The sequence below is a fragment of the Candidatus Chloroploca mongolica genome (assembly GCF_004762035.2).
Classification (GTDB): Bacteria; Chloroflexota; Chloroflexia; order Chloroflexales; family Chloroflexaceae; genus Chloroploca; species Chloroploca mongolica.
Genome location: NZ_SIJK02000012.1, coordinates 54,187 through 80,624 on the forward strand (window position 1 = coordinate 54,187; position 26,438 = coordinate 80,624).

The 26,438-nt window shown below is 56.0% G+C and carries 22 protein-coding genes; 13 read left to right on the forward strand and 9 right to left on the reverse strand.

Annotated elements, in window-relative coordinates:
* Positions 1 to 46: 46 nt before the first annotated feature.
* Complete coding sequence (locus EYB53_RS08725; protein ID WP_135477820.1) at positions 47 to 7,981, forward strand: GAF domain-containing protein; 7,935 nt, start codon at positions 47 to 49, stop codon at positions 7,979 to 7,981.
* Entirely contained in the window at positions 7,978 to 8,814 is an 837-nt protein-coding gene (locus EYB53_RS08730) for an alpha/beta fold hydrolase (protein WP_135477821.1), read from the forward strand. Before EYB53_RS08725 ends, EYB53_RS08730 begins: the two co-directional genes overlap by 4 nt.
* Before the next feature lies 1 nt (position 8,815).
* On the opposite strand, the gene EYB53_RS08735 is transcribed toward EYB53_RS08730, so the two are convergent.
* The 6 genes from EYB53_RS08735 to tig form a co-directional block, all read right to left on the reverse strand.
* Positions 8,816 to 9,928 (reverse strand): glycosyltransferase family 4 protein, encoded by a 1,113-nt coding sequence (locus EYB53_RS08735; RefSeq protein WP_135477822.1) that lies wholly within the window; start codon positions 9,926 to 9,928, stop codon positions 8,816 to 8,818.
* A gap of 14 nt (positions 9,929 to 9,942) precedes the next feature.
* A complete protein-coding gene (upp, locus tag EYB53_RS08740; RefSeq protein WP_097653079.1) occupies positions 9,943 to 10,572 on the reverse strand; it encodes a uracil phosphoribosyltransferase in 630 nt (209 codons plus the stop codon).
* 12 nt (positions 10,573 to 10,584) lie between these two features.
* Positions 10,585 to 11,319 (reverse strand): response regulator, encoded by a 735-nt coding sequence (locus tag EYB53_RS08745; protein WP_135477823.1) that lies wholly within the window; start codon positions 11,317 to 11,319, stop codon positions 10,585 to 10,587.
* 15 nt (positions 11,320 to 11,334) lie between these two features.
* Positions 11,335 to 12,645: an ATP-dependent Clp protease ATP-binding subunit ClpX gene (gene clpX / locus EYB53_RS08750; RefSeq protein ID WP_135477824.1), complete on the reverse strand. Its 1,311-nt coding sequence runs from the start codon at positions 12,643 to 12,645 to the stop codon at positions 11,335 to 11,337.
* 98 nt (positions 12,646 to 12,743) lie between these two features.
* Positions 12,744 to 13,391: an ATP-dependent Clp protease proteolytic subunit gene (locus EYB53_RS08755; RefSeq protein ID WP_135477825.1), complete on the reverse strand. Its 648-nt coding sequence runs from the start codon at positions 13,389 to 13,391 to the stop codon at positions 12,744 to 12,746.
* Positions 13,388 to 14,833 carry a trigger factor gene (gene tig, locus EYB53_RS08760; protein WP_135477826.1) on the reverse strand — a complete coding sequence of 482 codons (1,446 nt, stop codon included), beginning with the start codon at positions 14,831 to 14,833 and terminating at the stop codon, positions 13,388 to 13,390. The genes EYB53_RS08755 and tig overlap by 4 nt, the downstream gene beginning before the upstream one ends.
* Before the next feature lie 265 nt (positions 14,834 to 15,098).
* On the opposite strand from tig, the gene EYB53_RS08765 reads away from it, so the two are divergent.
* Positions 15,099 to 16,049: a hypothetical protein gene (locus tag EYB53_RS08765; protein WP_254150984.1), complete on the forward strand. Its 951-nt coding sequence runs from the start codon at positions 15,099 to 15,101 to the stop codon at positions 16,047 to 16,049.
* Positions 16,028 to 16,804, forward strand: coding sequence for a DUF429 domain-containing protein (locus tag EYB53_RS08770; protein WP_371879087.1), 777 nt, complete (start codon positions 16,028 to 16,030; stop codon positions 16,802 to 16,804). Before EYB53_RS08765 ends, EYB53_RS08770 begins: the two co-directional genes overlap by 22 nt.
* Before the next feature lie 81 nt (positions 16,805 to 16,885).
* On the opposite strand, the gene EYB53_RS08775 is transcribed toward EYB53_RS08770, so the two are convergent.
* The 3 genes from EYB53_RS08775 to EYB53_RS08785 are packed head-to-tail and all read right to left on the reverse strand — an operon-like array spanning position 16,886 to position 20,242.
* Complete coding sequence (locus EYB53_RS08775; protein ID WP_135477827.1) at positions 16,886 to 18,208, reverse strand: dihydrolipoamide acetyltransferase family protein; 1,323 nt, start codon at positions 18,206 to 18,208, stop codon at positions 16,886 to 16,888.
* A 24-nt stretch (positions 18,209 to 18,232) separates the two neighbouring features.
* Positions 18,233 to 19,216, reverse strand: coding sequence for an alpha-ketoacid dehydrogenase subunit beta (locus tag EYB53_RS08780; RefSeq protein ID WP_135477828.1), 984 nt, complete (start codon positions 19,214 to 19,216; stop codon positions 18,233 to 18,235).
* Between the two features lie 9 nt (positions 19,217 to 19,225).
* The gene (locus tag EYB53_RS08785; protein WP_135477829.1) at positions 19,226 to 20,242 is read right to left on the reverse strand and encodes a thiamine pyrophosphate-dependent dehydrogenase E1 component subunit alpha; all 1,017 of its coding nucleotides are present in this window, start codon (positions 20,240 to 20,242) and stop codon (positions 19,226 to 19,228) included.
* Between the two features lie 285 nt (positions 20,243 to 20,527).
* Here EYB53_RS08785 and EYB53_RS08790 point away from each other — a divergent pair, with 285 nt between their 5' ends.
* From EYB53_RS08790 to atpA, 9 genes are all read left to right on the forward strand, one after another.
* Positions 20,528 to 20,731, forward strand: coding sequence for a hypothetical protein (locus EYB53_RS08790; RefSeq protein ID WP_135477830.1), 204 nt, complete (start codon positions 20,528 to 20,530; stop codon positions 20,729 to 20,731).
* Positions 20,732 to 20,758: 27 nt separating this feature from the next.
* Entirely contained in the window at positions 20,759 to 21,466 is a 708-nt protein-coding gene (locus tag EYB53_RS08795; protein WP_135477831.1) for a zinc metallopeptidase, read from the forward strand.
* A gap of 3 nt (positions 21,467 to 21,469) precedes the next feature.
* Positions 21,470 to 21,595 (forward strand): hypothetical protein, encoded by a 126-nt coding sequence (locus EYB53_RS26040; RefSeq protein WP_256439691.1) that lies wholly within the window; start codon positions 21,470 to 21,472, stop codon positions 21,593 to 21,595.
* A gap of 29 nt (positions 21,596 to 21,624) precedes the next feature.
* Positions 21,625 to 22,074 carry a CoA-binding protein gene (locus EYB53_RS08800; protein ID WP_135477832.1) on the forward strand — a complete coding sequence of 150 codons (450 nt, stop codon included), beginning with the start codon at positions 21,625 to 21,627 and terminating at the stop codon, positions 22,072 to 22,074.
* 318 nt (positions 22,075 to 22,392) lie between these two features.
* Positions 22,393 to 23,340 (forward strand): F0F1 ATP synthase subunit A, encoded by a 948-nt coding sequence (atpB, locus tag EYB53_RS08805; protein WP_135477833.1) that lies wholly within the window; start codon positions 22,393 to 22,395, stop codon positions 23,338 to 23,340.
* Positions 23,341 to 23,419: 79 nt separating this feature from the next.
* Positions 23,420 to 23,653: an ATP synthase F0 subunit C gene (gene atpE, locus EYB53_RS08810; protein WP_097653102.1), complete on the forward strand. Its 234-nt coding sequence runs from the start codon at positions 23,420 to 23,422 to the stop codon at positions 23,651 to 23,653.
* A 24-nt stretch (positions 23,654 to 23,677) separates the two neighbouring features.
* The gene (locus EYB53_RS08815) at positions 23,678 to 24,172 is read left to right on the forward strand and encodes a F0F1 ATP synthase subunit B (protein ID WP_097653104.1); all 495 of its coding nucleotides are present in this window, start codon (positions 23,678 to 23,680) and stop codon (positions 24,170 to 24,172) included.
* 104 nt (positions 24,173 to 24,276) lie between these two features.
* Complete coding sequence (gene atpH, locus EYB53_RS08820) at positions 24,277 to 24,768, forward strand: ATP synthase F1 subunit delta (protein WP_135477834.1); 492 nt, start codon at positions 24,277 to 24,279, stop codon at positions 24,766 to 24,768.
* 91 nt (positions 24,769 to 24,859) lie between these two features.
* Positions 24,860 to 26,428 carry a F0F1 ATP synthase subunit alpha gene (gene atpA, locus EYB53_RS08825; RefSeq protein WP_135477835.1) on the forward strand — a complete coding sequence of 523 codons (1,569 nt, stop codon included), beginning with the start codon at positions 24,860 to 24,862 and terminating at the stop codon, positions 26,426 to 26,428.
* Positions 26,429 to 26,438 lie beyond the last annotated feature (10 nt).

The following is a 26,438-nucleotide window of genomic DNA, read 5'->3' on the forward strand; positions in this document are numbered from 1 at the left end:
TTTATATGAGCAGAACGTCGCTGTGTAGGAGCACCACGACTGAACTATGGATACCACACTTGCCCTGACCTCTGCAACAGGCTGGGAGTTGCTCACACAGCTTGCCCAGAGCACGCAACTTCAAACACCAGTACCTTCAGCCGACTATGCTGGTCGGCTTGTTGCGTTGCTGGCTCGCTATCTTCCTTGCTCGGCAGGTCGCCTTGAACTCTGTGAGCAAGGACGGGTCGTCGCTACCGCAGCCTGGGGTGCCGAGTTTGCGCCGTCTGAAGCCTCGACTCTCCTCGAGTGTGGTGCCGATGCTGAGTTGGTCGGGCAGTTGTTCCTCCATGAACACTACGGCGTTCTCCTCGAACCTGCGTTTCGTACCGCCCTCGCGGCGCAACTTGCCTTCTTGATCGCCTCCCAGCAACGCTTGCTTGCCTCAACTCAGATCGAGCAGATCTATGAAATCGCCGCCGCCAGGCTCAAACTGGTCGGTGATCGCGATCTCGTGACCCTGCTTCAGACATTTCTGGCCAGTGTTGCCTCCCTTCTACAGGTTGAGGCGGGCGCGATCTATACCGTTGACCCCGATGAAGGCCGCCTCAATTTGCTCGCCCTCGGGGCACGTGATCTGCGCCTCACCACGAGTTTGCCTCTGTCTAGTGAAAACCTGATTGTTCAGGCCCTCCAGGGCATCCAAATTGGCACACTGACGCTTGACCTGTGTCGCACGACCCAGGCTCCTCCACAAGACCTTGCCCGGCCCGCGCTGGCCGTGCCGCTCAAGCATCAGGACGAACCTGTCGGTACCCTCGTCTTCCTCTTGAAGCATGCTCACGTTCCTTCCCGGCTCTTGCAGGCCGCCGACGTATGTGCCTCCCAGGTGATGCTGCTGGTGCGCAATGCCCGCCTCTTGAGCCATCAACAACAGCGTGCCCGTGAGCTCTTCGTCCTCTATGAAAATAGTCAACAGATTACTGGCACTGGTCAACTTGACGGTATGCTCGCCCGCGCAACCGAGAATATTGCCCTTACCCTCAAAGCCGATATCTGTGCCGTGCATCTGGTCGAACAATCACCGCCCGATACCCTGCATACCATCAGTGTCTACAGTGACGACTCGACCCACCACGCCGAGCGCAATGGGCGCTTTCCTACGACCCTGAAAGGGGCCAGGTTTATCCTCGCTCAAGTCGGTCGCGACGAGACGATGCTGATCGAAGATACGCAGGCAATCGCCGGGCATAATGATTTCGCCGCGATCCTCAGTGCCGCAGGCTGCCAGAGTGCGCTCGTCTTGACGCTGCGCGGTCAGGATCAGATCCTCGGGTTGATGACGCTTGGCTTCAACCGCCCCCGCCACCCTGTCTCGCCAACCGACCGCAATCTCGCACAGGTGCTCGCCGCTCAAGTTGCAACGGCTATTCTCAATCGCCGCCTCTATCTCGCTGCCCAGCAACGCGCCACCGAGCTTGAGTTGCTGCAGAGCATTAGTCAAAAGCTGACGGCAGAACTCTCGCTTGAAGAAACGATCGAGGCGATCCTCGCCGGGGCCAAGGAACTTGCTCGTTTTAACGGTGCCCGGATTACGCTTGTCGATCAACGGGCGCAAGCGTTGCGCATCGGTGCGCAGTGGGGCCTCGACGAGGCACTCGCTGCGGCTGAGTTGACCACCTGGCTTTCACGTCATCAGCGTACCCTGCGCATTAGTGACCTCTCGCTCCTTCCTCCTCAACTCCGCGATCTGCATCTTTCAGGTGCTGTCAAACTCACTGACCAGGGGCCTGCACGATCGTATCTGGGGGTTCCGTTGCGCCTCCGCGAAGAACTGCTTGGAACCTGTGAGTTGTTTGCGGTGCAACCTGGCGCTTTTACCGAAGATGATGCCCGCTTGCTCACGATTGTCGCTGGCTATGCCGCTCAGGCCATCGCCAATGCCAGTCGCTATGAACAGGCTGATACCAGTCTCCAGGTTCGTATTGAACAGTTACGCGCACTCCAACGCGTCTCGAGTCAGCTTGCCTCCACGCTCGACCAGAAAGAAATCCTGCAGTATGTGCTCGATCAGGCCCTCAAGGTGACTAGGGCGAGCCATGGCTTGATCGCGCTCCGTAACACCGCTGATGATGATGAGACGGCTGAACACTCATTGCTGCTCGATACGCTCGGGTTGGGTGACCAGCAAACCCCCGCCATCTATCGCGATGCCCTCGATACCACCGTACCACAGGTTCGGTCGGTCTATTTTATTGCTGAGGCGGTTGGGTTTGAAACGGCACGCCATGATCAATTAATCGGCACTCCTTTGCCTTTCACCGCAACCACGGCCTGGCGCGCCCTCGAACGACGTGAGCCCGAGTTCAACGATCGGTTGTCGGCTGATGAGTGGGTTCCTGAACACCTTGCCGACAAGCAGTCAGCCCTCGCAGCCCCTATTTTTTATCAGGCTGGGGTCTACGGGGTCTTGATCCTTTTTGCCCCCCGTTTGCGTGCGTTTGATTATGATGCCGTTGAGTTTTTACGTGCCCTGACCCACCAGGCCGCTGTTGGCATTGGCAATGCCCAGCGTTACGCCGAGTTGGAGCATCTCTACCGTACCCAAGAGACAAAAGCCGAGATCCTGAATAATGTGCTCGAAATCGGTCAGGCCCTGCGCGGTGATCGTTCGCTTGAGAATCTGCTCGAACAGGTCGCGTATAGTGCCGTTGAGTCGGCCAATTATCGTAAGGCGCTCTTCTGTCTGACCAATCCCCAGCAACCTCGTCTGCTCACGCCGTTCGCCGCTGCGGGTATTCCACGCGATGTGCTTGCCTCAATGAAACAACTGGCGCTTGATGATCGCCTCGTGACCCGTTACCTCGAACCCCGTTTTCGTCTCGGACGCTGCTATTTCATTCCCGCTCAAGAAGCTCATGCAATCGAGCGTGAGTTTGAGACCAATATTTTCGCCTATCTGCAAGGTGATGACGAGCCCTTGCCCTCCGAGTGGCAAATGAGCGACCGCCTCTGCGTGCCCCTCTATGCAACTGACGGCGATCTGCTCGGGGTCATGCTGGTGGCCGATCCGCTCGATCATCGCCGCCCAACCGAACGTACCGTTGAACCACTGGCAATCTTTGCTGACCAGGCCGCTATCGCGATCGAGAATGCCTGGCTTTTGCGTGATGCCGATGCCCGCGCCGACGAGATGACCGCCCTCTTTCAGGTTGGTACGGCCGCAACCTCAACCACTGATCTCGATACCCTGCTCAATCGTGTCTATGCCGAGCTTACCTCTTTCCTTGGGGTGCCAAGTTTCTTCTTTGTGGCAAGCTATCACCACGAGACCGACGACGTCTATTTCAATCTGTTTATGCAAGGCAACGAATTGGCCTATGCCATGCATAAGACCGTGGTGCCAAGATCGGGCCTGATTGAACTGGTGCTCCGCAATGGTGAACCACTGCTGATCGCGGATCTCTGGGCTGAACCAGCCTATCAGGCTCAGGCCGTGCATTATGCCGATGAAGCAGCGTCCATTCGTTCCTGGCTGGGGGTGCCGCTCGTTAGTCAGGGCCGCGCCATCGGTCTGCTCTGTCTGCAAGATGTGCAACCCCATGCCTTTGCCCAACCTGAGGTTCAGTTCCTTTCAACGGTCGCCAGCCAGCTTGCCATTGCGATCGAACGGGCAAGTCTCTTCGATGAACGCGAACGCCGCCTCGCCGAGCTTGATGTGATCAATCAGATTGGCCACGTTACCAGTTCAACCCTCGATCTCCAGATGATGCTTGAACAGGTCTATGATCACCTGAAGAGTTTCCTGTCACTCGATTCCTTCTTTGTCTTTATCTACTATGAAGAAGAGAATCGTATCACCCTCTCGATTGAAGTTGATGATGAGATCTTGACGTTCGATGATCATTGGCGTACCCCCAGTCCAACGAGTTTGACCGCACGGATTATTCAGACCCGTAGCCCCCTGCTCTTCCACGATCTCCGTCAGGAAGAGATGGACGAGAACTTCAACCCGGTTACCTTTGGTACCGAACGCGTCTCGGCCTCATGGCTGGGGGTGCCGTTGCTCGTTGGCGAGAGCAGTGTTGTCGGTGTCATTGCCGTCATGAGTTATAGCCCCGGGTTGTATGGCCCGCGTGAACGCTCCTTCTTGACGACGGTAGCTAATCAACTCGCCCTCGGTGTCCAGAATGTACGCTTGCTCGAACAGGCCGAGGCCCAGGTTGACCAGTTGCAACTCGTCAATCAGGTGTCGTTCCTGGCTAGTGCCGAAACCCAGGTCCAGGCGATCTATCAACTCGTGGTCGATGCAATGGCTCAGGCTACCCGGGTCGATCAGGCCCGACTGGTGATCTATGACCGCGAGGCTGGGGTTGCCTATGCTGTCGCTGAACATCGAGCCAGTGGCGTTCTTGATCAGATCCGCATTCCACTGCGCGATAGCCCTTCCGTTGATTGGCTCGATCAACACCGCGAGCCGCTGGTTGCCCTTGATGCGCAGCATGATCCACTCTTTGTCCTTTCTCATGCTACCTTCCGTGAGCTTGATATTCGCTCGATTGCCCTCGTACCGCTTGTTGTCGCGGAAGAGGTAATCGGTGCCGTGGGCCTCGATTTTGTTGGCCGAGTCGGTGAGTTCAGTACCCAGCGCGTCAAGCTGTGCCATACGATCGCGAATCAGACCTCAACTGCGATTAGCCGCGCACAGGCGTTTGCCGCCGCAAGTGCGAGTGCCGAGGCCCTTGAACAAAAGGTGAAAGACCTCTCGACGGTGCTTGATGCCGCCGGGATCCTCTCCTCACTCTTGCGCGCCGATGAGGTGCTGAATAAACTGATGGATCTGGTGAGCCGAAGCCTCGGTGTGGCTACGGTGGCACTCTGGATTATCAATGGTGAGGATGTCCTGGTACCAATCGCCATTGCGGGCATTCCCATTGACCAACGCCAGAGTATGCGCGTTCCCGTCGGTGAAGGTATGACCGGACGCGTCGCCTCCACTCGCAAACCGCTCATTATTGATAATGTGGAACTCTCTGGCACGTCACTCTATCCAACCTACCAGCGCGAAAATCACCTCGTCTCCTATATGGGTGTGCCCGTCATCTATCAGGGCGAAACGATCGGTGTCCTCAGTGTGATGACGAACGCCGAACGTCATTTTAGTCAGGACGAACAGGCGCTTCTCTCAGGTCTCGCTGACCAGGCTGCAACGGCCCTGCAAACCGCCCGCCTCTTTCAGGAACGCGAACAGAACATTCACGAGCTCTCGACCATCAATACGATTAGCGCTGATGTCAATGCCACCCTCCAACTTGATGACCTCATTTCCCATCTCCACGAGGGTATTGGCAAGGTGCTTGATGTCCGTACTTCAATGGTGACTCTCTATGATGTCCCCACCAATACCTTTACCTGCCCCCTCGCCTATCATCAGGGCCTTCGTGTGCAGCCTACCGCCCAGATGCTCCGTGATGCGGTGAATGCCAGGGTTGTCCAGGCTCATCAGTCCCTCCTGTTTACGAGCCGCGATGACATCCTGGCCGCTGGCTTGCTCCCGGAACCATTTGATCCCGCTCTGGTCGAGTATCCGGTCGAGTCGCTGCTGGTTGTGCCCATCCTCTTTGGCAATCAACCCCTCGGTGTGATCAATGTGCAGAGCTATGAACCACGTGCGTTTACCGAGGGCGACGAGCGTTTCTTGATGACAGTGGCGAATCAGGCCGCAGCCGCCATCAATAATGCCCGCCTCTTTAGCGAAATGACGCGCAATGCCGAAGAGATGCAGACGCTCCTCGATGTGACCCGTAGCCTCGCAGGTTCCCTTGATCTCGATGAGACCCAGCGCCTCATTGCGTTCGGTGCGCTCGGGTTGCTCAATGCCGAGTTGTGCGCCGTGCTGCGCCTCGATGCCCACGGAACCATCGAACAGCAGGTCCTTGTTGATGCCTCTGGCCTCCGTGACGATCTCCATATCGACTTCCGCTTCCACGGTATGACGCATGCGCTGCTCGAACGGAATGCACCGCTCGCCATCGCCGATCTCCAGGCATTCGAAGATTCAAATCCCGATGCGCTTCGTCTCGGTATTCATAGTGTCGTCGGTACAGCGATTGGTCTGCACGATGAACGCCTCGGTGTGATCTGGATCGGGTTGTATCAACCTCACGAATGGTCGGCACAGCAAATTTCCCTGCTTGGCATCCTCGCGAATCAGGCCGGTCAGGCGCTCAAGAGTGCCCGCCTCTTTGAAGAGATCTCGAATCTCGCCGCCGATCTTGAGCATCGCGTGAAAGAACGTACCGCTGAGGTCGAACTCGCGAATCAGCAACTCTCTGAGGAAAAAGAACGCCTCGAGGCTGTCCATACCATTACGCTTGAATTGACAACCCAGCTTGATACGTCGATCATTCTGCGCGAATCCCTCGAGTCGATCTCGCTGAATCTTGGCGTCACACGCGGGTCGATTATGCTCCGCGATCCCGAAAACCAGGTGCTGATCTGCCGTGCTGTGCTCTTTGGCCTTGGTGATGCCCGTACCGCGAATATCCCCCTCAGCCTTGGCGGCGGTGAGGGTCTCGCCGGCTGGGTGATGCAATACCACGAGTCGGTCAATATCCCTGATGTCCTCCAGGATCCGCGCTGGCAACAAGAACCCGGACGTGCTGATGATGTCCGCTCAGCCGCTGCTGTGCCTTTGCAAACCAGCGATCAGGCCCTTGGGGTGCTCGTGCTCTCGAGTACCCAGGTGAACTATTTTACCGACTCGCAGATGAATCTCCTTGGCACGATTGCGAGTGTTGTCGCAGCTGCCGTCTCGAATGCCCAGCTCTATAGCTATATTAATGATCTCGCAAATAGCAATGGCTTGCTTCTCGAAACCCAACGCGAAGAGAGCTCCAAACGCGCCGCTGTCTTTAGCTCGGTCAGTGAGGGCATTATCGTGCTCGATCCCGACCAGTGCATTACCCTCTTCAATCCCGCAGCTGAACAGGTCGTCGAGGTTGCTTCGGACATGGTGCTTGGTCATCCGCTGAGTATCCTCGAACACCTCAACACCGATGATATGGCCGTGCAACGGCGTGCACGGGCGATCTTCCAGGCGCTCGCCAATGGCCTCAAACAGGTGGAGTTGCATCAGCAGATCTACTCAACTTCGATTGATCTCACCGATCCGACCCAGTTTATTGCGGCTAATCTGGCCCCCGTCATTGGTCCTAGTGGCGACCATTATGGCAATGTCGCTGTGTTACGTGATGTGACCGGTGAAATCGAGGCCGATCAGGCGAAACGCCAGTTTATCTCGGATGTGAGCCACGAACTGCGGACGCCCCTCACGGCAGTCAAAGGCTATGTGGATGTTCTGCTGTTGACCGCTGCGGATAGCTTGAATGAGGACCAGATTGGGTTTCTCCAGATTATCAAAAATAATACGAATCGCCTCCGCGCGCTGATTGACGATATTCTGGAATTCTCGCGCCCCGACTCCAAGCGTAAACTCCAAATTAGTGATATTGATATTCCATCATTGATTAAAGAGGCTGTGCAGTCGTTGCTGCTCGAGGCCGAACATAAGCAGATGCAGGTCTCGCTTGATGTGCCCGACGATCTGCCGCTCGTGATGGGCGATCAACGCCGCATTAGCCAGGTCTTCTTCAATCTCTTCTCGAATGCCGTCAAGTACACCTTTGAAGGCGGGCGCATCCACGTCCGGGCCTTCCTTAATCCAGGTGGCATGCTCCAGATCGAAGTCGAAGATACTGGCGTCGGCATGACCCCCGCCCAGCTCAAGAAACTCTTCCGTCCCTTCTACCGTGCGGATAATCCCCTCCGTGATATCACCGGAGGCACCGGTCTCGGTCTGGCGATTGCCAAACAGATTGTGGAACAACACGGGGGCGAAATGTGGGTACCTTATAGCGAACCGGGACGCGGCAGTGTCTTTAGTTTTATTCTGCCCCTTGAACAGCCTGAAGCTGAGCAGACTGACGAGGACGCCACGTGAGTGCCATTCATCTTGACAATCGTCTGGTTCACTACGAGGTCGTAGGACGTGGCCAGCCAATTATTTTCCTCCATAGCTGGCTCGGCTCGTGGCGTTACTGGGTCTCAACGATGGATCTTGTCTCCGAGCGCTACCGTGCCTATGCCCTCGATTTCTGGGGCTTCGGTGAGAGCGATCGGCACGGCAGTCATTTCACGATTACCGATTATGTGCATATGCTCGGCCAGTTTATGGATCAGATGGGGATTGCCAAAGCCAATCTGGTCGGTCACGGACTCGGTGGCATGGTGGCGATTCGTGCTGCACGCGAGCAACCAGACCGCTTTTTACGCCTGATGACGGTCTCGACCCCGATGCAAGGCCATACCCTCGCCGATCTGGTCAAGCCAGGTACTTTTTCGCGCCTCCTCGGCAAGTCGAATCCGAGCAATGTCTGGTCGAAGTTGCTCCGCAGCATCCCTATCACTGATCCTGAAGTGCAACACGAACTGCTCGAAGATACCGAGGGCCTCAGTGAAACAGTGCTCGCCAGTGTGCAAGAATCACTCTTTGATACCGATCTCCGCTCAACCGTCAATGTGCTTGAGTGCCCCCTCTTGGCGGTCTATGGCGCCCAAGATAAGATTATTAATCTTGACCATATCATGTTTCTCAATCAACTCCATGATCGCCCGGTGCAGTTGCTGATTCTGCCCAGAGCTAACCACTTCCCCTTCCTTGAGCAAACGACAACCTTTTCACGCCTGCTGCTCGATTTTCTCATCGCTGAACAGCAACCGGTGGAGATCAAGGAGGAATGGAAACGACGGGTCAATCAGCGCGAGTATCTCTAATCTATGCCTGTACCGCGCTCCGCCGCATCGCATAGAGCATCATGCTCAGGACAATCAGGCCGAGACACAGCAGTGCCACCAGTTTTGCACTCGCTGGGATGGCAAGCAAGGCGATAGCTCCAAAAACGGTGCTGAGGGTGTAGTAAATCAAGACGACCTGACGCTGTGACAGGCCCAGATCAAGTAGGCGATGGTGCAGGTGATCGCGTCCCGCATGGGCAGCCGAGTCGCCCCGCACCGTACGGCTCAGAATCAGCCAGGTCATGTCAATCAAGGGCAACCCCATCACGAGTAACGCGGTGGCTAGTTTGGCCCCACCAATGATGGCACTGACCCCCAGAATGTACCCCAGTGACATCGCGCCCACATCGCCCATAAACGTGCGTGCCGGGTGCATGTTAAAGGGTAAAAAGCCCGCACATGCCCCCGCCAGAGCAAGCGGCAGAAACGCAACCGTGTATTGTGGCGGCTCGAGACTTAGGGTGTGCAAGGCAAGAATAACCCCGGCAATGAGCGTGATTCCCCCCGCCAACCCATCTAATCCATCCGTCCAGTTGACCATATTCTGCATCCCGACAATCCAGAAGACCGTGGCCCCAATCGCAAGCCACGGACTCAGGTTATGCAGATGGATCTGTTGGAGAAAGGGGAAATTAAAGGCCGTCAGAATAATGCCCCGCGCCTCGGTGGCTTGCCCCATCGCATCAGGATAGAGCGTCTGATCCCAGAGGTAGGGGCCAACCGCGATCAAAGCTGCCACGATATGCAGCACGAGACGGCGTCCGGCGGGCAGATTGCGCAGGTCGTCAATAAGGCTGACGACCGCCACGACGCTCAACCCCGCAAGCAAGAGCCCTAGCCGCATGCGTTCGGCTGAGGTGCGTTGCAACACAGGATCAAGCTGCTCAAAGGCAAAACTGGCGAGCAAGGCGATCGCAAAACCAGCAATCATCGCTAGGCCACCGACGGTTGGCGTCGCAATCCGATGCACATGGCGCGGCCCTGGTTGTGCTACCCATCCCTCGCGCTTGCTCAACCGGATCAGCGGTGGCGTGAGCAAGGCGGTGAGCACCAGGGCAAGCCCAAAGGTGAGCGCCAGGGCAAGGATTACCATGTCACGGTGCCCAATCAACCCGTCCCAAACTGACGGTCGCCGGCATCACCGAGGCCTGGCACAATGTAGCCAAGCTCATTGAGAAAACTGTCAATCGCGGCCAGATGAATATCAACATCCGGATGCGCAGCCGTCAATGCCTGCACACCCTCGGGGGCAGCAATCAACCCGAGAAATTTGATCCGCCGCGACCCCCACTGCTTGAGAATATCTACTGCAGCCACGGCTGAACCACCCGTTGCCAGCATTGGATCAACGATCAGCGACAGGTCAATATTCGGTTCTGAAGGCAGTTTATTGTAATACGTAACCGGCTGAAGTGTCTCGTGATCACGATAGAGCCCGAGATGCCACACATGCACGGTGGGCAAAATATCAATAATGGCCTCAGACATTCCCAGGCCCGCCCGCAGAATCGGAATGACTCCGATGCGATCAGCGACTTCAAAGCCTTCACACGGGGCCAGCGGCGTCTGCACCGTCAGCGGGGCAAGACTGAGATCTTCCGTCGCTTCATAAAAGAGCAACTGGGCAATCTCGCGCACCAGTTCGCGGAATTTCTTCGGTTCGGTCAGATTGCTCCTGAGCAAGGCCAGTTTATGTTGAACAAGCGGATGGGTGGAAACAAAGACCTGATCGCCCATAGCTAGGCACCTTTACGCTTCAGTGAGTTTATACCCTACACCTCGAACCGTCGCGATCAACACCGGGCGTGAGGGTACTTCCTCCACCTTCTCGCGCAGGCGTCGTATACAGACATCTACCAGATTCGTCTCGCCCGCATACTCGTAGCCCCATACCTCACGAAAAAGTGTCTCACGGTCAAAGACCTGACCGGGATTTGCGGCCAGAAAATAGAGCAATTCAAACTCCATTGGCGTCAGATTGACACTCTGCTCGCGGACGGTCACGTAATGGCGTGGTCCATCAATAAAGAGCGGCCCGATCCGCAGTGTAGGTGGGGCTCGTCGCGACTTATAACCCTCGACCCGACGCAGGATCGACTCGACACGGGCAATCAGTTCCACCGTCTTGAATGGTTTGCGAATATAATCGTCAGCCCCGAGTTCAAAGCCTTGAATGACATCATCAGTCCCATCTCGGCTCGTCAGGATCACAATAGGGACATCGCTTTCAGCCCGGATGTGCCGACATACTTCAAAGCCATCAACAAAGGGCATCATGACGTCAAGGATGACCACATCAAACGGCTGTTTACGAAACGCCTCGACCGCCTCAAGCCCATTACTAACCGCCGTCAGTTCATAGCGCGGATCACTGAGGGTGATTTTGATCAGATGGGCGATTGACGGGTCATCGTCGGCGATCAAAATACGCCGGGGGGGGCGTGGATCTTCAACGGCCCGGTCATTTGTACGAAGAAAAGGCATCCGTATAGAACCTGATCAGACGGCTTCATCAAGACGCCGACGATACTCACTGCGTTCGGTGCGGGGCATCAAGATCGGCAAGCCGCGCCCGTAAACAACTTCGGCATTGATAATGCATCGTCCAATATGTTCCTGGGCCGGTACCTCATACATCACATCAAGCAGCACTTCTTCGACAATGCTCCGCAAGGCTCGCGCCCCGGTACGCGCCTGCATGGCCCGCTCAACAATTGCCTCGATCCCATCCGCAGTGAATTCCAACTCACAATGATCAAGTGCCAGCAACTTCTGATACTGCTTGATCACGGCATTGCGCGGTTCGGTCAGAATCCGTGACATCGCGCTATGGGACAACGGCTCAAGGGCCACAACCACAGGCAGGCGCCCAATGAATTCAGGGATGAAGCCGTAGTGCATCAGATCATCAGGACTGATCTGCGCCACCAGGGCCGCATGATCATCGACGGTGTTCCCTGTCGCCTGGCCACCAAACCCGATCATTTGCCGACCCCGCAAGCGTTGTGTCACCACCGTTTCAATGCCTTCGAAGGCACCACCACAGATAAAGAGCACGTTCGTCGTGTCAAACGAAATATACTCTTGCTGTGGGTGTTTGCGCCCTGGCAAAGGTGGCACATGCGCCACACCGCCCTCAAGAATCTTCAAAAGGGCCTGCTGTACCCCTTCCCCCGAGACGTCGCGCGTAATCGAAGGATTATCAGCCTTACGGGCAATCTTATCAATCTCATCAAGATAGATGATGCCGGTCTGTGCACGCTCAACATCGCCATCGGCAGCCTGGATCAGACGCAAGAGGATATTTTCCACATCCTCGCCAACATACCCGGCCTCGGTCAGCGCCGTTGCATCGGCGATCGCAAAGGGGACATCAAGAATACGTGCCAGCGTCTGGGCAAGCAAGGTCTTACCACTGCCCGTTGGCCCAAGCAAGAGGATATTGCTCTTGCTAATCTCGACATCATCAATTTTTGCCCCGGCGCGAACTCGCTTGTAGTGGTTGTAGACGGCAACTGAAAGCACGATCTTCGCTCGATCCTGCCCAATCACATACTGGTCAAGTTTCTCACGCAACTTGCGCGGGGCAGGCAAGCGTGCCGGACCGGGCGGTGTATTGCGACGCGGGGCCGCCATCTGCTGCTCGGTCTCTTCGGCAATGATCGCGCTACAGAGCGCCACACACTCATCACAGATAAAGACCGTGCCTGGCCCGGCAATCAGGCGCTGCACCTCGTCCTGACCGCGACCACAAAACGAGCAGACATACGCTCCACGATTGTTACTACCAGTATTACGAGAACGAGACATGAACTTCTCCGCTAATCCCCAGGTCAAGGTCGATCATCAAACCCGGCTTGCCTTGGTCTAACCCTTTCAGGCCCGTTGATCGACCTCACCCGGTCATGTCACTTCTTGTCAGTCAAATCTTCGCGCTTCAGAATTTCATCAATAATGCCGTACTCTTTGGCCTGTTCAGGCGTCATAAAGAGATCGCGGTCAAAATCTTTGGCAATGCGCTCAACTGTCTGACCCGTATCCTTTGAAAGCAATTCTCGCACCACCTGCTGCATACGCAGCAACTCACGCGCCATAATCTCGACATCAGGCGCATAGCCCCGCGCCCCACCACCAGCAGGATGCATGTGGATCGTCGAGTGCGGCAGACTATAGCGTTTGCCGCGCGCCCCACCCGCAAGGATCGGTGTTGCCATACTTCCTGCCATCCCTACGCAGACTGTAGCAACATCCGGGCGAATGTGGCGCATCGTATCATAGATCCCCAACCCGGCTGTAACCGAACCGCCAGGGCTATTGATATAGAGCCAGATATCGCGATCGGGATCTTCACTTTCAAGAAAGAGCAACTGCGCGACGATCAGATTAGCAATCTGATCTTCCACCGGCGTCCCAAGAATGATGATCCGTTCCTTGAGCAAGCGTGAATAAATATCGAAGGCTCGCTCACCACGACTCGTACTCTCAACAACCATTGGAATCAGAGCTTCGGGGCCTTGTGATGACCATTCCATGCTCTTGGGCGAAATCCATTTCATAGGGTTCGTTCCTCACTTGTCACAGGCGCATCACGTGTCACCGGTGCCGTTTCGCTCACACTGGCTGCCTCAGCATCCTGAGCCTCACCCTCAAGCGCTTCCACGTCAGACCCTGCCGCATCGACTGGTTCTTCTTCCACGCTAGGTTCAATCCCGGCTGCAAGCCTGAGTACCCGCTCACGCAATTTACGGTCAATCAACGCATTGAAAATCATGCCACGCATCTCACCCTGAAAGGCTTGCATGACCTGATCGCGCTGCTCTTCACTGTAATCAGCGACCGCACGGATAATCTCGGCCTCGATCTCTTCTTCCGAGACATTCAATTCTTCACGTTCCACGACCTCGGCCAAAGCAAGCGTCACTCTCGTGCGCTTCTCGGCCTCGGGCAAGAGGGTCGCAATCGCCTGCTCTCTGGTTTCACCACGAAACTGGAGCATCTGCTCGAGCGTAATGCCGTAGCGGGCAAATTCGCGGCCCTGATCTTTCAGCATATCATCCGCCATGTTCTCGATCATGACGTCAGGAACATCAAACTCGGTTATCTCGAGCACATGGTCGATGAATGTATCAAGCACTTTGCGCTCGGCGACATGACGCGCCGTTGTTTCAAGATCACTGCGCGTCTTGGCGCGGAGTTCTTCGAGGGTTCCCTCAAATTCTTGCAACTGGGGCAACTCTTCCCACGACGGCAAGACACGTTGTTGCATGCTCAGCACTTCAACTTTGAATGTGACTTCCTTGCCACGCACACGCTCATCTTCGTGATCCTCAGCCATCTGCGAAACAACGTCAACGGTATCACCAACGTTGACCCCGATGAGTGCTTGGTAGAGTTCGTCTATCAGACGACCTTTGACCAGATCGAGGGTATGTTCAGGCCGCTCCTCGCCTTCTTCGCGCTCATCAAGTGTTTCACCATCGACAAAGGTCTCAAGGTGGACTTTGAGGCTATCACCCTCCTGGGTTGGCCGTGGCTCGTCCAGTTCTTTGAGCACCACATGACGATCACGCATTGCGTCCATCATGCCCTCAAGCTGTTCGTCGGTGATTTCATCAGGCTCGAACGGCACCTGGATCGTGTGGTAATCACCGACCTTGACGGTGGGAGGCAATGGCACGGTAATGGTGAAAACAAAGGGATCAACCGAGGTAATGACATCAAGTTCGGCAGGGCCGATTGGTTCGAGCTCTTCCTGGATGATCGCATCCTGAAAGGCTTTTGAGATCAGATCATTCTGAGCATCTTGAATCAGTGCTTCGCGCCCAAAGGTACGCTCAATGATAAAACGCGGTGCTTTGCCTCGGCGAAAGCCATGAATCTGATACTTCTGAGAAAAACGACGAGCAGCCTGGTCGAGCCCGTGCTCGAAGCGTGCTGCATCAAGCTCAATCTGCAAAGACATCCGGCTCTTGGGTAATTTTTCGGTGGTAACCTTCACGCTGACATCTCTCCGTACTCAAAGCTACACTGCACGAGCACTAACTGTACCACAAGGCACAGCAGCACGCGCCGCTGCGAGACGCTATCCTGTGCCATTATAGCACGTTGATGCGGTCGTGGAAAGTCTTAGGTCGTTCGCTCTGGTTGACATCACTTCTTCTTCATGGTACATGTTAGCCCAACTTCATCTGCGTCGTAGCCTTTTTCCGGCACCCTGTTAGTGCTGGAGGAGTAAACCTATCTTGTCGCCTATTCAACGCGGAATGACAGCGCTTACATCGGTTGTCGGCTTGCTCACCCTCTTTGTATTGCTAGGAGCTGGTGTGCCTGAGCCTTCACCTTCGATGTACTCTGCTGCTGCTGTTGTCGCCCCCCAGCAACTGACACCTTCAGCAGTGGCTGTTGTGCCAACTGCGACGGTAACACCAATCCCGTTGCATCCAACCGCAACCCTTGCACGTCGCGATTTTAATGAGACGACGGCAGTCAAGGTTGCCCCCACGAGTTTTCTCCCCGGACGTGGGCCTGCGCTCCCGGGTGAGTTTGTCTATGCTAGTCGCCGAGTCGATTTTTATGTGGGTCGGGGAACCTTTTCTCCTGAACAGGTCATTGAGCTTGCTCTCAAGTCCGAGCACGCCCTTTCGTACATGCAACGCCGTTTTGCTGTAACCCTGAATGAGCGCATTTCAGCTGGTGTCTACCATACGAGCCTCGCGCCTGGTCGAGGAACCCGTGGCATTGCGTATACCCACGGTAATACGAATGTTCGCATTTATTACCGTGCCGGCGAAGATATGCATAATGCGCTCGTCATCCTGGCGCACGAGTTTGCGCATGCACTTCAAGCCGAAGCTTATGGCAAAGATGCGCAGTCCCGTTCCGATCTGGTTTTGCTCGAGGGCCTCGCGAGTTGGATCGCTGGCGAATACTGGCTGAGCCTGTCGGGCGCCGTGTCATTTCAAGAGCTCGCCCAAAATCACTATCGGGCTGGCTATACGAGCAGCCTTGCGACCATGGATCGCCGCAATCAGAATGTTGCCTACGATATGTGGGTCGGCTTTGTTGATTATCTGACCCGTACCTATGGCTGGGATAAGTTCAATACGCTCTATGCCAATGGTCGTGGGCGTGCCGCAGGCTCAGCCAATTATGCCGAGATCTATGGCAAGTCGTTTCAGGAGTTGCAAAACGAGTGGTATGCGACCCTCCGATAGGCCCCTGGAGCTATCTTGGGCTTGATCTGGCTTGGTCAGCCCGCAATCCGAGTGGTCTTGCTGTTCTCCGTGGTGGGCCGCATGGCGCAACGCTCGTTGAACCACCACGCCTGATAACGGCGCTTGATGATCTTGTTGCCTATATGCTGGCTCAGGTCGGCGATGGCCCGGCGATCCTTGCCGTTGATGCACCCCTCTGGGTGCCCAATGTGACTGGTCAGCGTCCTGCTGAAACTGCCCTCGCACGCGCCTTTCGTGCGTATGAAGCTGCAGCCCATCCTGCGAATCGCCGCTTGCTCAATCGTGATGGCACTGGTGTACGCGGCGAACAACTACTCGAACGCCTGGCCCCCTACGGTTTTCTGCCTGTCACCTGCCCTGAACCCACCGCCAGCGGTCGTTTGGTGACCGAGGTCTATCCGCATCCCGCCATGATCGCCCTCTTCGGACTCAACAAGACCTTGAAATACAAAAGCCGCCCCGGGCGTGACCACAACCAGCGAGTCGCAGCATGGCACATCTATCAACAGCATCTGCGCTTGCTCACCAACACCGATCCGAGCCTCAATGGCCACCTCGCTATGCTCGAGCCTGATGTCGCCACTCTACGCGGACAGCGCCTCAAAGCCTACGAAGACCAGATCGATGCCCTCTTCTGTGCCTACATTGGTCTCTATGCCCATCGGTGGGGCGAGGCACATTGCCAGGTCTTTGGTGATCGTGCTACTGGCTGGATCATGACGCCGCGTATCTAGGGCTGACGCTATGCCACCCTCACCCGTATCAGCATAGGTTGGTAGGGCGAACGCCCTACCAACCTATGCGCCATCCCTCACCTACACAGCTTCAAGCGCACGCTTGATATCCAGCAAAAACGCATCTGCGGTCGCCCCGTCAGCAATGCGGTGATCAAAGGTAAGCGATAGATATGCCATAGGCTTGATCGCAATCGCATCCACCCCATGCTGGGTGATGATGATCGGTCGTTTGACGACCGCCCCGACACCGAGGATGGCTGCCTGTGGCTGATTGATGATCGGGGTGGCAAAGAGGCTGCCTCCGACCCCGTGGTTGGTAATGGTAAAGGTGCCGCCCTGGGTCTCGTCAGGTTGGAGCCGCCGGGTGCGTGCGCGGCTTGCCAGGTCACCCACCGCCCGGGCCAAACCAAGCAGGTTCTTTTCGTCGGCATCGCGAACCACCGGTACCAGCAGGCCTTCATCAAGCGCAACGGCCACCCCAATGTGGATGCGCCGATGGATCACAATGCCTTCGGCGGTGAAACTGCCGTTCAAGACCGGCGTTTTGCCTAGCGCCGTCGCTACCGCCTGGACGACATATGGTGTCACCGTCAGACGTACGCCCTGTTGCTCAAAGCTCGCCCGCTGCGCCTCACGGTGCGCCATAACGCTGCTCAGGTCAACTTCCATCACGGTGGTTACATGGGGCGCTATGCGCACCGAACGTTCCATGTGTTCGGCGATCCTGCGACGCATCGGCGAAAGCGTTACCAATTCAGCGTCTTCAGGCAGGGCAATCCGTTCCACCGAACGTGCCTGCGATCCCGGCATTGCTGGCCCCACCTGCGCAACCGCAGGAGCCATCGCTGGCACCGGGGCTGAGACAGGTGTCGCCGGTTGGGCTGGAGCGCTCGTAGTGGCACCGTCACGCGCCGCAACAAAGCGCAGGACATCTTGCTTGGTAATCCGGCCTCCCTGACCCGTTCCAGGAATACCCGCCGGATCAAGCCCATGTTCAGCGATCAGGCGCGCAACAACCGGCGAAAGAAACGTATTGTGTGCCGGAGCAGAGGGTGTCGGCGTAGCTGACAGAGCAGCGATGACCTCGGCACGAGGCAGCAGCCCGGCCTCTGTGGGTGCTGGTTGCACCGCCATCTCAGGCGGCGCTGGCGCTACCGCACCAGCAGGGCTACCCAGCCGGGCAATGACCGTACCTACTCGGACGGTTTCACCCTCTGGCACCAGAATCTCCAGCAACGTCCCAGCAACAGGTGCCGGTACCTCACTATCAACTTTATCGGTAATCACCTCAAGCAGAGGCTCATATTTCGCAACAGGCTCGCCCGGTTGTTTCAACCAGCGCCCGATGGTTCCCTCAGTAACACTCTCGCCCAGTTGGGGCATCGTAAGCTCGGTAGTCATAGGTTGTTGCGTTCCATCTGCACACTAATAGGCGGCGAGGCGGCGCATCGCCTCGATAATCTTCTGCGGATTCGGCATAAATGCATCTTCGAGCGACCGCGCAAAGGGCATCGCAGGCACATCAGGCCCACCAAGCCGCACAATCGGGGCATCTAGATACTCGAAGGCATGCTCAGCGATCAGGGCCGCGATTTCACCCCCGAAACCTCCGGTCAGATTATCCTCGTGGACAATCAACACCTTGCCAGTACGGCGACTACTCGCCAGGATCGTCGGCACATCCAGCGGGCGCAGCGTACGCAGATCAACGACTTCAACGCTCACCCCACTGGCAGCAAGACTCTGCGCTGCCTCAAGGCAATAATGGATCATCAAGCCATAAGCAAAAACAGAGAGATCCTCGCCAGGACGTTTGATCTCCGCAGGCCCGATCGGCACGCGATAATCATGCTCGGGAACCTGTCCTTTGATCAAGCGATAGGTCTTTTTATGTTCAAGAAAGAGCACAGGGTTATTATCTTCAATCGCGCTCTTCAACAGACCCTTGGCATCATAGGGGGTCGCAGGAGCAACCACCTTCAGCCCCGGCACGTGCGCAAAAAAAGCCTCGATACTCTGACTATGATAGAGTGCGCCGTGAATCCCGCCGCCATAGGGGGCACGGATCACCATCGGCACCGACCAGTCACCATTCGAGCGATAATGGATGCGGGCGGCCTCCTGGACAATCTGGTTAAAAGCGGGGGCAATGAAATCCGCAAACTGAATCTCAGCAATCGGGCGCGTATCATTCATCGCGGCCCCGATGCAGGCGCCAACAATCACACTCTCGGCGAGGGGTGAGTCGAGCACCCGCAAAGGCCCATATTTGTCAATCAAGCCCTCGGTTACGCGAAAGACCCCGCCACGGCGTCCGACATCCTCCCCAAAAATAAAGATACGGTCATCCTGAGCCATCATCTCATCGAGGCCCTGACGGATGGCCTCCAGTAGGTTTATCTCTGGCATAATCGTTTCTCACAGCGCATAAACATAGTTATGGAGCGTCTCGGGATCGGGCATAGGTGCCTGTTCAGCCGCTTCGGTTGCAGCATCGACTTCAGCACCAATTTCAGCACGCAGATCGCGTTCTTCGGCCTCACTCAGCATATCCTGGTCGTGCAGATAGGCCGCAAAACGGGCCAGAGGATCGCTGAGGCGCATACTCTTCAGTTCACGCTGTGAGCGATAGGTACGATCATTATCATCAGAGCTATGGGCAGTGAGACGAACGACACGCGCTTCAATCAAGGTAGACCCATCGCCACGCCGGGCTCGTTCAACCGCACGGCGGGTCACCTCGTAGACCGAGAGCAGATCGGTGCCATCAACACTGATGCCAGGAATGCCATAGGCTGGTCCACGGTCAGCCACACTCGTCACGGCCATCTGCTGCTTCTGAGGAACACTGATCGCGTACTCATTATTTTCACACTGGAAAATGACCGGCAACTGTTGCACCGCAGCCAGGTTAATACCCTCGTGAAAATCACCCTGACTGGTTGTCCCTTCACCAAAGCTTGTCCAGACCACGGCATCACCACCTTTGATTCGTTCCGCAAGACCAACACCAGCTGCGTGGGCAATCTGGGTTCCCACCGGTGACGACTGCGTAATAATCTTGAGACGGCGATGCGAATAGTGGGCTGGCATCTGCCGCCCACCTGAACTGGGGTCAGTCGCCCGGGCAAAGAGCCCGAGCATCACTTCGGTGGGGGTCATCCCCATCACCAGCACGGTTGCCAGCCCACGGTAATAGGGCAACGTGAAATCCTTGCCACGGGTCAGCGCAAAGGCCGCACCAACCTGTGCGGCCTCGTGACCCTGGCACGAAATAACAAAGGGGGCCTTGCCAGCCCGGTTCAGCAACCACATCCGCTCATCGAGCACCCGTGCCAGCAACATAAACCGAAACATCTCGCGCAATGTCGCTGCCGATAGATCCCCTCCCGACTCGGAGGCACCAGGGACAAGATCAGCAATGGATACAGTCATCAGGCTCTCCTCAATCTGCGCCTACGCACAATACCTACGCAGCAAAAAACCCCGTAACCGTGTGGCACGGGGTGCATTGAAAAGTGTGCGCCGGTTGGCACTCATGCGAAACAGAGTTGACACACAACGTCTTCTTTGACGGCCACCTGGATATATAGTAGTGTAGCACAGAGCACGTCTCGCTGCAAAAGCGCTAAGGTTGCTATGGCGTAGCTGCGCCCCTCATGCTACAATATGCTCGTTCATAGTCCATCGCTTCTGCATTGACGTAAGGTATACCGTCTCATGAGTAGTGAAACGATCACGAAGCCGAGCCTGAAGCGCGATATTGCTCGCCTCATTCCTGCCGAAGATGAACAACCGCTCCTGCGCGGTGTCTTGATCGGTGTCGCAATCGGGGCGACAATCGTGACGGTCGTGCTAGTTGCACGGACAATCAAACAACGACGAGCAGCGGCCAACCGTACCCCGCCTGCATCGTCAGCCTGAATATGGAGTATCTCGACGGAGTAAAAAATGTTTGTTTTTGATCCACTTTACTTTCTCTTTGCTGTCCCTGCAATGTTGTTCGCAATGTGGGCACAGTTCCGGGTCAAGTCTGCCTATAAAAAATGGTCGCAGGTGCGCAGTGCGCGCAGTCTGAATGGGTTCGACGTTGCCCGTACGTTGATGGAAAATGAAGGCCTGCAACATGTCGGGGTGGAACGCATCGATGGCATGTTGACCGATCATTACGATCCACGCGACAAGGTTATCCGTCTCTCCGAGGGCTCTATTCAGCCTTCGGTAGCAGCAATGGCTATCGTGGCCCACGAGCTTGGGCATGCCGCTCAAGACAAAGAGGGTTACTTCTGGTTGCGTGCCCGTGCCAGCATTGTTGGCATTGCCAATCTTGGCTCGAACCTCGGGACGATCCTCTTTTTTGTTGGTTTGTTGCTGGCCTCCCTGGTTGGGCAGGGGCAGCTTGGTTATAATATCGCTGTTGCTGGGGTTATCCTCTTCTCAGCGGCAGTCGCCTTTACGCTGGTGACATTGCCCGTCGAGTTCAATGCCAGCGCACGTGCCAAAGTTATGCTCGAGCGAAGTGGTCTTGTCTCAACGAGCGAAGCTGCGGGTGTCAATGCGGTCTTGCAGGCGGCCGCCCTGACCTATGTTGCTGCTGCCGCCCAGTCGATTGCCCAGTTACTCTATTTCATCACCATCCTTATGCGACGGAGGGACTAAACAATGGATCAGGATTTACGACGAAGAATGGTACATGGCCTCATTAATCTTGCGCTGGGCCTGGCTGCGGCATGGCTGGCAACTTATCTCACCAACAAAATCCTTGGATCATCTGAGAGCGAGGCCTAAAGCGTCCGTTGACCAGAAAAGGTAGGCCAATGGAGAACTGGCAAGCTAATTTGCTGCACACGTCTGATGCCATTCGGCAGTTATTGAGTCAGTTGCGTCGCGTGGCGGTACTTGGTATTCGTCCCGAACGTATGGCACATAAACCAGCCCATTATGTCCCAGCGGCCTTGGTCGAGATGGGGCTCGAGATTGTCCCTGTCCCAGTGCTCGACCAGGATGTTCCGACCATCCTGGGCCGCCAGGTCTATCCAACGCTTGCCGCCATCCCTGGCCCGCTCGATCTGGTTGATGTCTTTCGCCGCTCGCAAGACCTGCCAGCCCATCTTGATGATATGCTGGCCACTCGTCCACAGGCTGTCTGGTTCCAATCGGGCATTTACAACCATGAAGTTGCTGAACAACTCGCTCGCGCTGGCATTCAGGTCGTGCAGAGCCGCTGCCTGATGGTTGATTACCGCCACTTCCTCCATACACCATAGGGGATGGGGTCAACATCCCCCGGTTCAGATGAGAATGGACGCCGATGGCGTCCATTCTCATCTGAACCAAATTCTCGCCTCATTTGCCGCACGAAAAAGGGTGTGGTATACTCGCCCTTGGCACCCGAAAAGCCCTGTCTCGTTAGCCACGTTGCAACTTGTGCTTTTTACCGTCCTGTGTTATTCTTGTTTGTGAAGGACGGAACGAATGGCCGGTGCAACTGTCAAGGGGGCTGGCTTGAGCGTTCTAACCATAACGCGTGACAGAGTCAGGTTGGCCGCCAGGGTGCGGTTTGGCAGTGTCGAGGAGGTAGTGCGTTGTCGTCACGTAATCGCAACATCCTGATCGTGGTTGGCGCGATCATTGCCGGAATTGCCGCACGGTTACTTTTCCCCATGGGTCAGCCCGCCATCTCGGTCAAGGCTGAAGAAATCTTCGGTATCCCCAATTTCACCAATTCCATGCTTGTTTTGATTCTGGTAGACATCTTCTTGATTGTGGTCGCCTTCCTGGCGACGCGCAATATGCAGATGGTTCCTAAAGGGATCCAAAACTTTATGGAGTGGGTGATCGAGATGATGTTCAACTTCTTCAGTTCGATCAACAAGAAGTGGACACCAGCCGCCTTTCCACTACTCGCCACCATCTTTTTGATGGTACTGGTCTCGAACTGGACGGGGTTGATCCCTGGTTTTGGTTCCATCGGTTTTTGTCACGCTGGCGAGACGCACGGTTCGCTTGCCCTCAATGTGCAGGATCCGTATGCAGGTCTGGTTCCGTCACCGTTTGCTGCTGCCGAAGGCGAAAGCAAGTACCTCGGGTGTCAACCCGGTGAGAGCCTGGTTGCGTTGTTCCGTGCCCCCACAGCTGATTTAAATCTCACCCTGGCTCTGGCTTTGATTGCCGTCTTTGCCATCGAATACTTTGGCTTCCGAGCACTGGGTGTCGGCTACCTCGGCAAGTTCTTCAACCTCAAAGGTGGGCCTGTCGGGTTTATTGTTGGTATCTTTGAATTCATTTCCGAGATTGCCCGTATCCCAGCGTTTATGTTTCGTCTCTTTGGCAACATCTTCGCGGGCGAAGTGCTGTTGATCGTAATGATCTTCCTGTTGCCCCTGGCACTGCCCATTCCCTTCTACATCTTTGAAGTCTTCGTCGGCTTCATCCAGGCCTTTATCTTCTCGGTACTGACCATTGCCTTCATTGGTCTGGCAACCGAACACCACGGCGACGATCATAGTCACGCCGAGGGAGCCCATCACTAAGCGGTTCCGGGTCTTTCGGCCCTGTTCCATACAAGACTGTACGACAAGGTATAGAGGATAGCGTAGGAGTACACACACAATGGACGTAGAGGCTGCTCGCTTGCTCGCAACGGCACTTGCAATTGGTCTGGCCGCCATTGGCCCTGGCATCGGGATTGGCTTTCTCGTTTCGGGTGCGCTGCAGGCGATTGGACGGAACCCTGAGGCACAAGGCACGATTGTTACCAATATGTTCATTGGCATCGTGTTTGCTGAAGCGCTCGCCATCTTTGGTCTGGTTATCGCGTTCCTGATCGGTTTCCGTGTTCTGTAACGTCGCGTCACGTAGGGGGTCTTCATGGAAGCGCTGGGATTGAATCTGCCCAAGCTGATCTATCAGATCATCAACTTTGTTCTGTTGATGGTCATCCTCTACGCGCTGCTCTATCAGCGGGTGCTGGCGATGCTTGCAGAGCGCCGACAGCGGATTGAGCAGAGCTTGAAGGACGCCGAACAGGTGAAGTTGCAACTGGCTAACGCCAGACGGGATTACGACGCCGAGATTGCCAAGGCCCGTCAAGAGGCTGCGACAATTGTGGCTCAGGCCCAGGAACGTGCTCGGGCACAAGAGGCCGAGATTGTCGCACAGGCCCGCCGTGAGGCGGAGCGCGTGCGCGATGAGGCCCGCACCCAGGCGGTTCAAGAGCGTGAACAGTTGTTGCGTGAGGCGAAAGATCAGATTGCCGAGTTGGTCACGTTGACGGCTAGTCGGGTTCTCGATGCAGAATTGAAGGCGAGTGGGCACGATAAGCTGATCGCTGAGTCGTTGTCGGCCCTTGGTCGTCGTAACTAACGCACGTTCTGTCGCTGTGGCCTGAACGTTCTTGTAAAGACCGTAGCGACATAACGTATTGCACAAGCTCGTGTGGCCTCAGGCCGCGCACGAATGAGAAGATTATGGCAACGACAGTTGACGCCAGGGCAATCGCAAGTACACTCTATGATGCACTGATCGGCACAGCCGTTGAGCAGTTGCAGCTGGCTGCACCCAAGCTCGCCAAAGTTTCAGGTGGTGAGCTGGCCAAACAGATCGATGCAGCGTTGCCACCCCAGGCTCTGCCTCAGGTGCGTAATTTCTTGCTCGGTCTCGCCCGCGAAGGCTTGCTCGACCAGTTGGATGACATTGTGACCGCTTTCACCGCGTTTGCGAGTGGGGCACCCGAAGCAACCCTCGATGCTATGGTGACAAGTGCCGTAGAGTTGTCGTCGGCCCAGCAAGCGAAAATTCTTGCTGAACTGAAAGAACGCTATGGCACAGGCGTGGTGGTGAGTTTTGCGGTCGATCCGACCTTGATTGGTGGCCTGATTATTCGTGTCGGTGATCAGGTGCTTGATAATAGTCTGCGTACGCGCCTGAGCGTGTTGCAGCGCAATATGCTTGCAGGGTAGTTTCCAATATCCAGGGGCGACAAGGCCGGCGGCTTCAGGACGTGTATGCGCCCGCAGGCTCCGGCTTTTCATCTGCTGATGGAGCGTCTAGATGACCACGATGACTGATGAATTGCTTGCCCGCTTGAAGCAAGGCATTGCGAGCGGGGTTGAATTTGAGCCGCGTCAGGTTAATGTTGGCACTGTTACCTCAATTGGTGATGGTGTGGCCCGCATTAGCGGCCTTGACCAGGTGCGTGCTTCCGAGTTGATCGAGTTTCCGCCGAAGGCAGGACGTGTCGAGTCGATCTTTGCCTATGCCCTAAACCTTGAAGAAAGTAGCGTTGGTGCGATCATCCTCGGTGATTATCAGTCCATCGAGCAAGGCGATATCGTCACGTCGACGGGACGGGTGATCTCGGTGCCGGTTGGCCAGAGTTTGCTTGGACGGGTGGTTAATCCGCTCGGTCAGCCGATGGACGGCAAAGGCCCGGTGGATGTTAAGGCCTATCGCGAGGTCGAGCGCATTGCCCCTGGTGTGATTACCCGCCAGTCGGTTGATACGCCAGTGCAAACAGGAATCGTGGCGATTGACGCCCTTATTCCGGTTGGCCGCGGCCAGCGTGAGTTGATTATCGGTGACCGGCAGACTGGCAAGACGGCTGTTGCTGTTGATACCATCCTGAACCAAAAGGGTCAGGGGATGGTCTGTATCTATGTAGCAATTGGCCAACGCCGGGCTCAGGTTGCCCAGGTCGTGGGTATTCTCGAAAAGTATGGTGCGCTTGATTACACCATTGTTGTTTCGGCAACCGCATCTGAGTCAGCAGCGCTGCAGTATATTGCACCCTATGCTGGCTGTGCAATGGCCGAAGAGGTCATGGAAAATGGGGTCACGCTGGATGGGCAACTCGTTAAGGATGCCTTGATTGTGTATGACGATCTGAGCAAGCACGCAGTGGCGTATCGCCAGGTGTCGTTGCTGCTCCGTCGGCCTCCTGGCCGCGAAGCCTACCCCGGCGATGTCTTCTACCTCCACTCACGCCTGCTTGAACGCGCTGCGCGTCTTAATGATAATTATGGCGGTGGCTCGATTACGGCCCTGCCGGTGATTGAGACCCAGGCCAATGACGTGTCAGCCTATATCCCGACCAATGTTATCTCGATTACCGATGGACAGATCTATCTCGAGACCGACCTCTTCAATGCAGGCCAGCGCCCCGCCTTAAATGTTGGGATCTCGGTGAGCCGCGTCGGTTCTTCGGCGCAAACCCGGGCGATGCGCTCGGTTGCTGGTAAGCTCAAGGGTGAACTGGCACAGTTCCGCGATCTGGCTGCGTTTGCCCAGTTTGCCTCGGATCTTGATGCAACGACCCGCGCCCAGATCGAGCGAGGCCAGCGGATGCAGGAGTTGCTCAAGCAACCCCAGTATAATCCACTGCCCATTGAAGATCAGGTCGCCATCCTGTATGCAGCCAACAATGGCTTCCTCGAGGAAATTCCCGTTGCCTTTATTACAACGTGGCGCGATGATTTCTTGAGCTTCCTCAAGACAGCCCATCCCGAGGTGCGTACCCTGATCCGCGATAATCGCCTGGATCGCAAGTTCCCCTCGGATGAGGTTAAGAATGCGCTTACGTCGGCGATTAAAGAGTTTAACGCCACGAGTAACTATGCTTGATGTTTGTGCA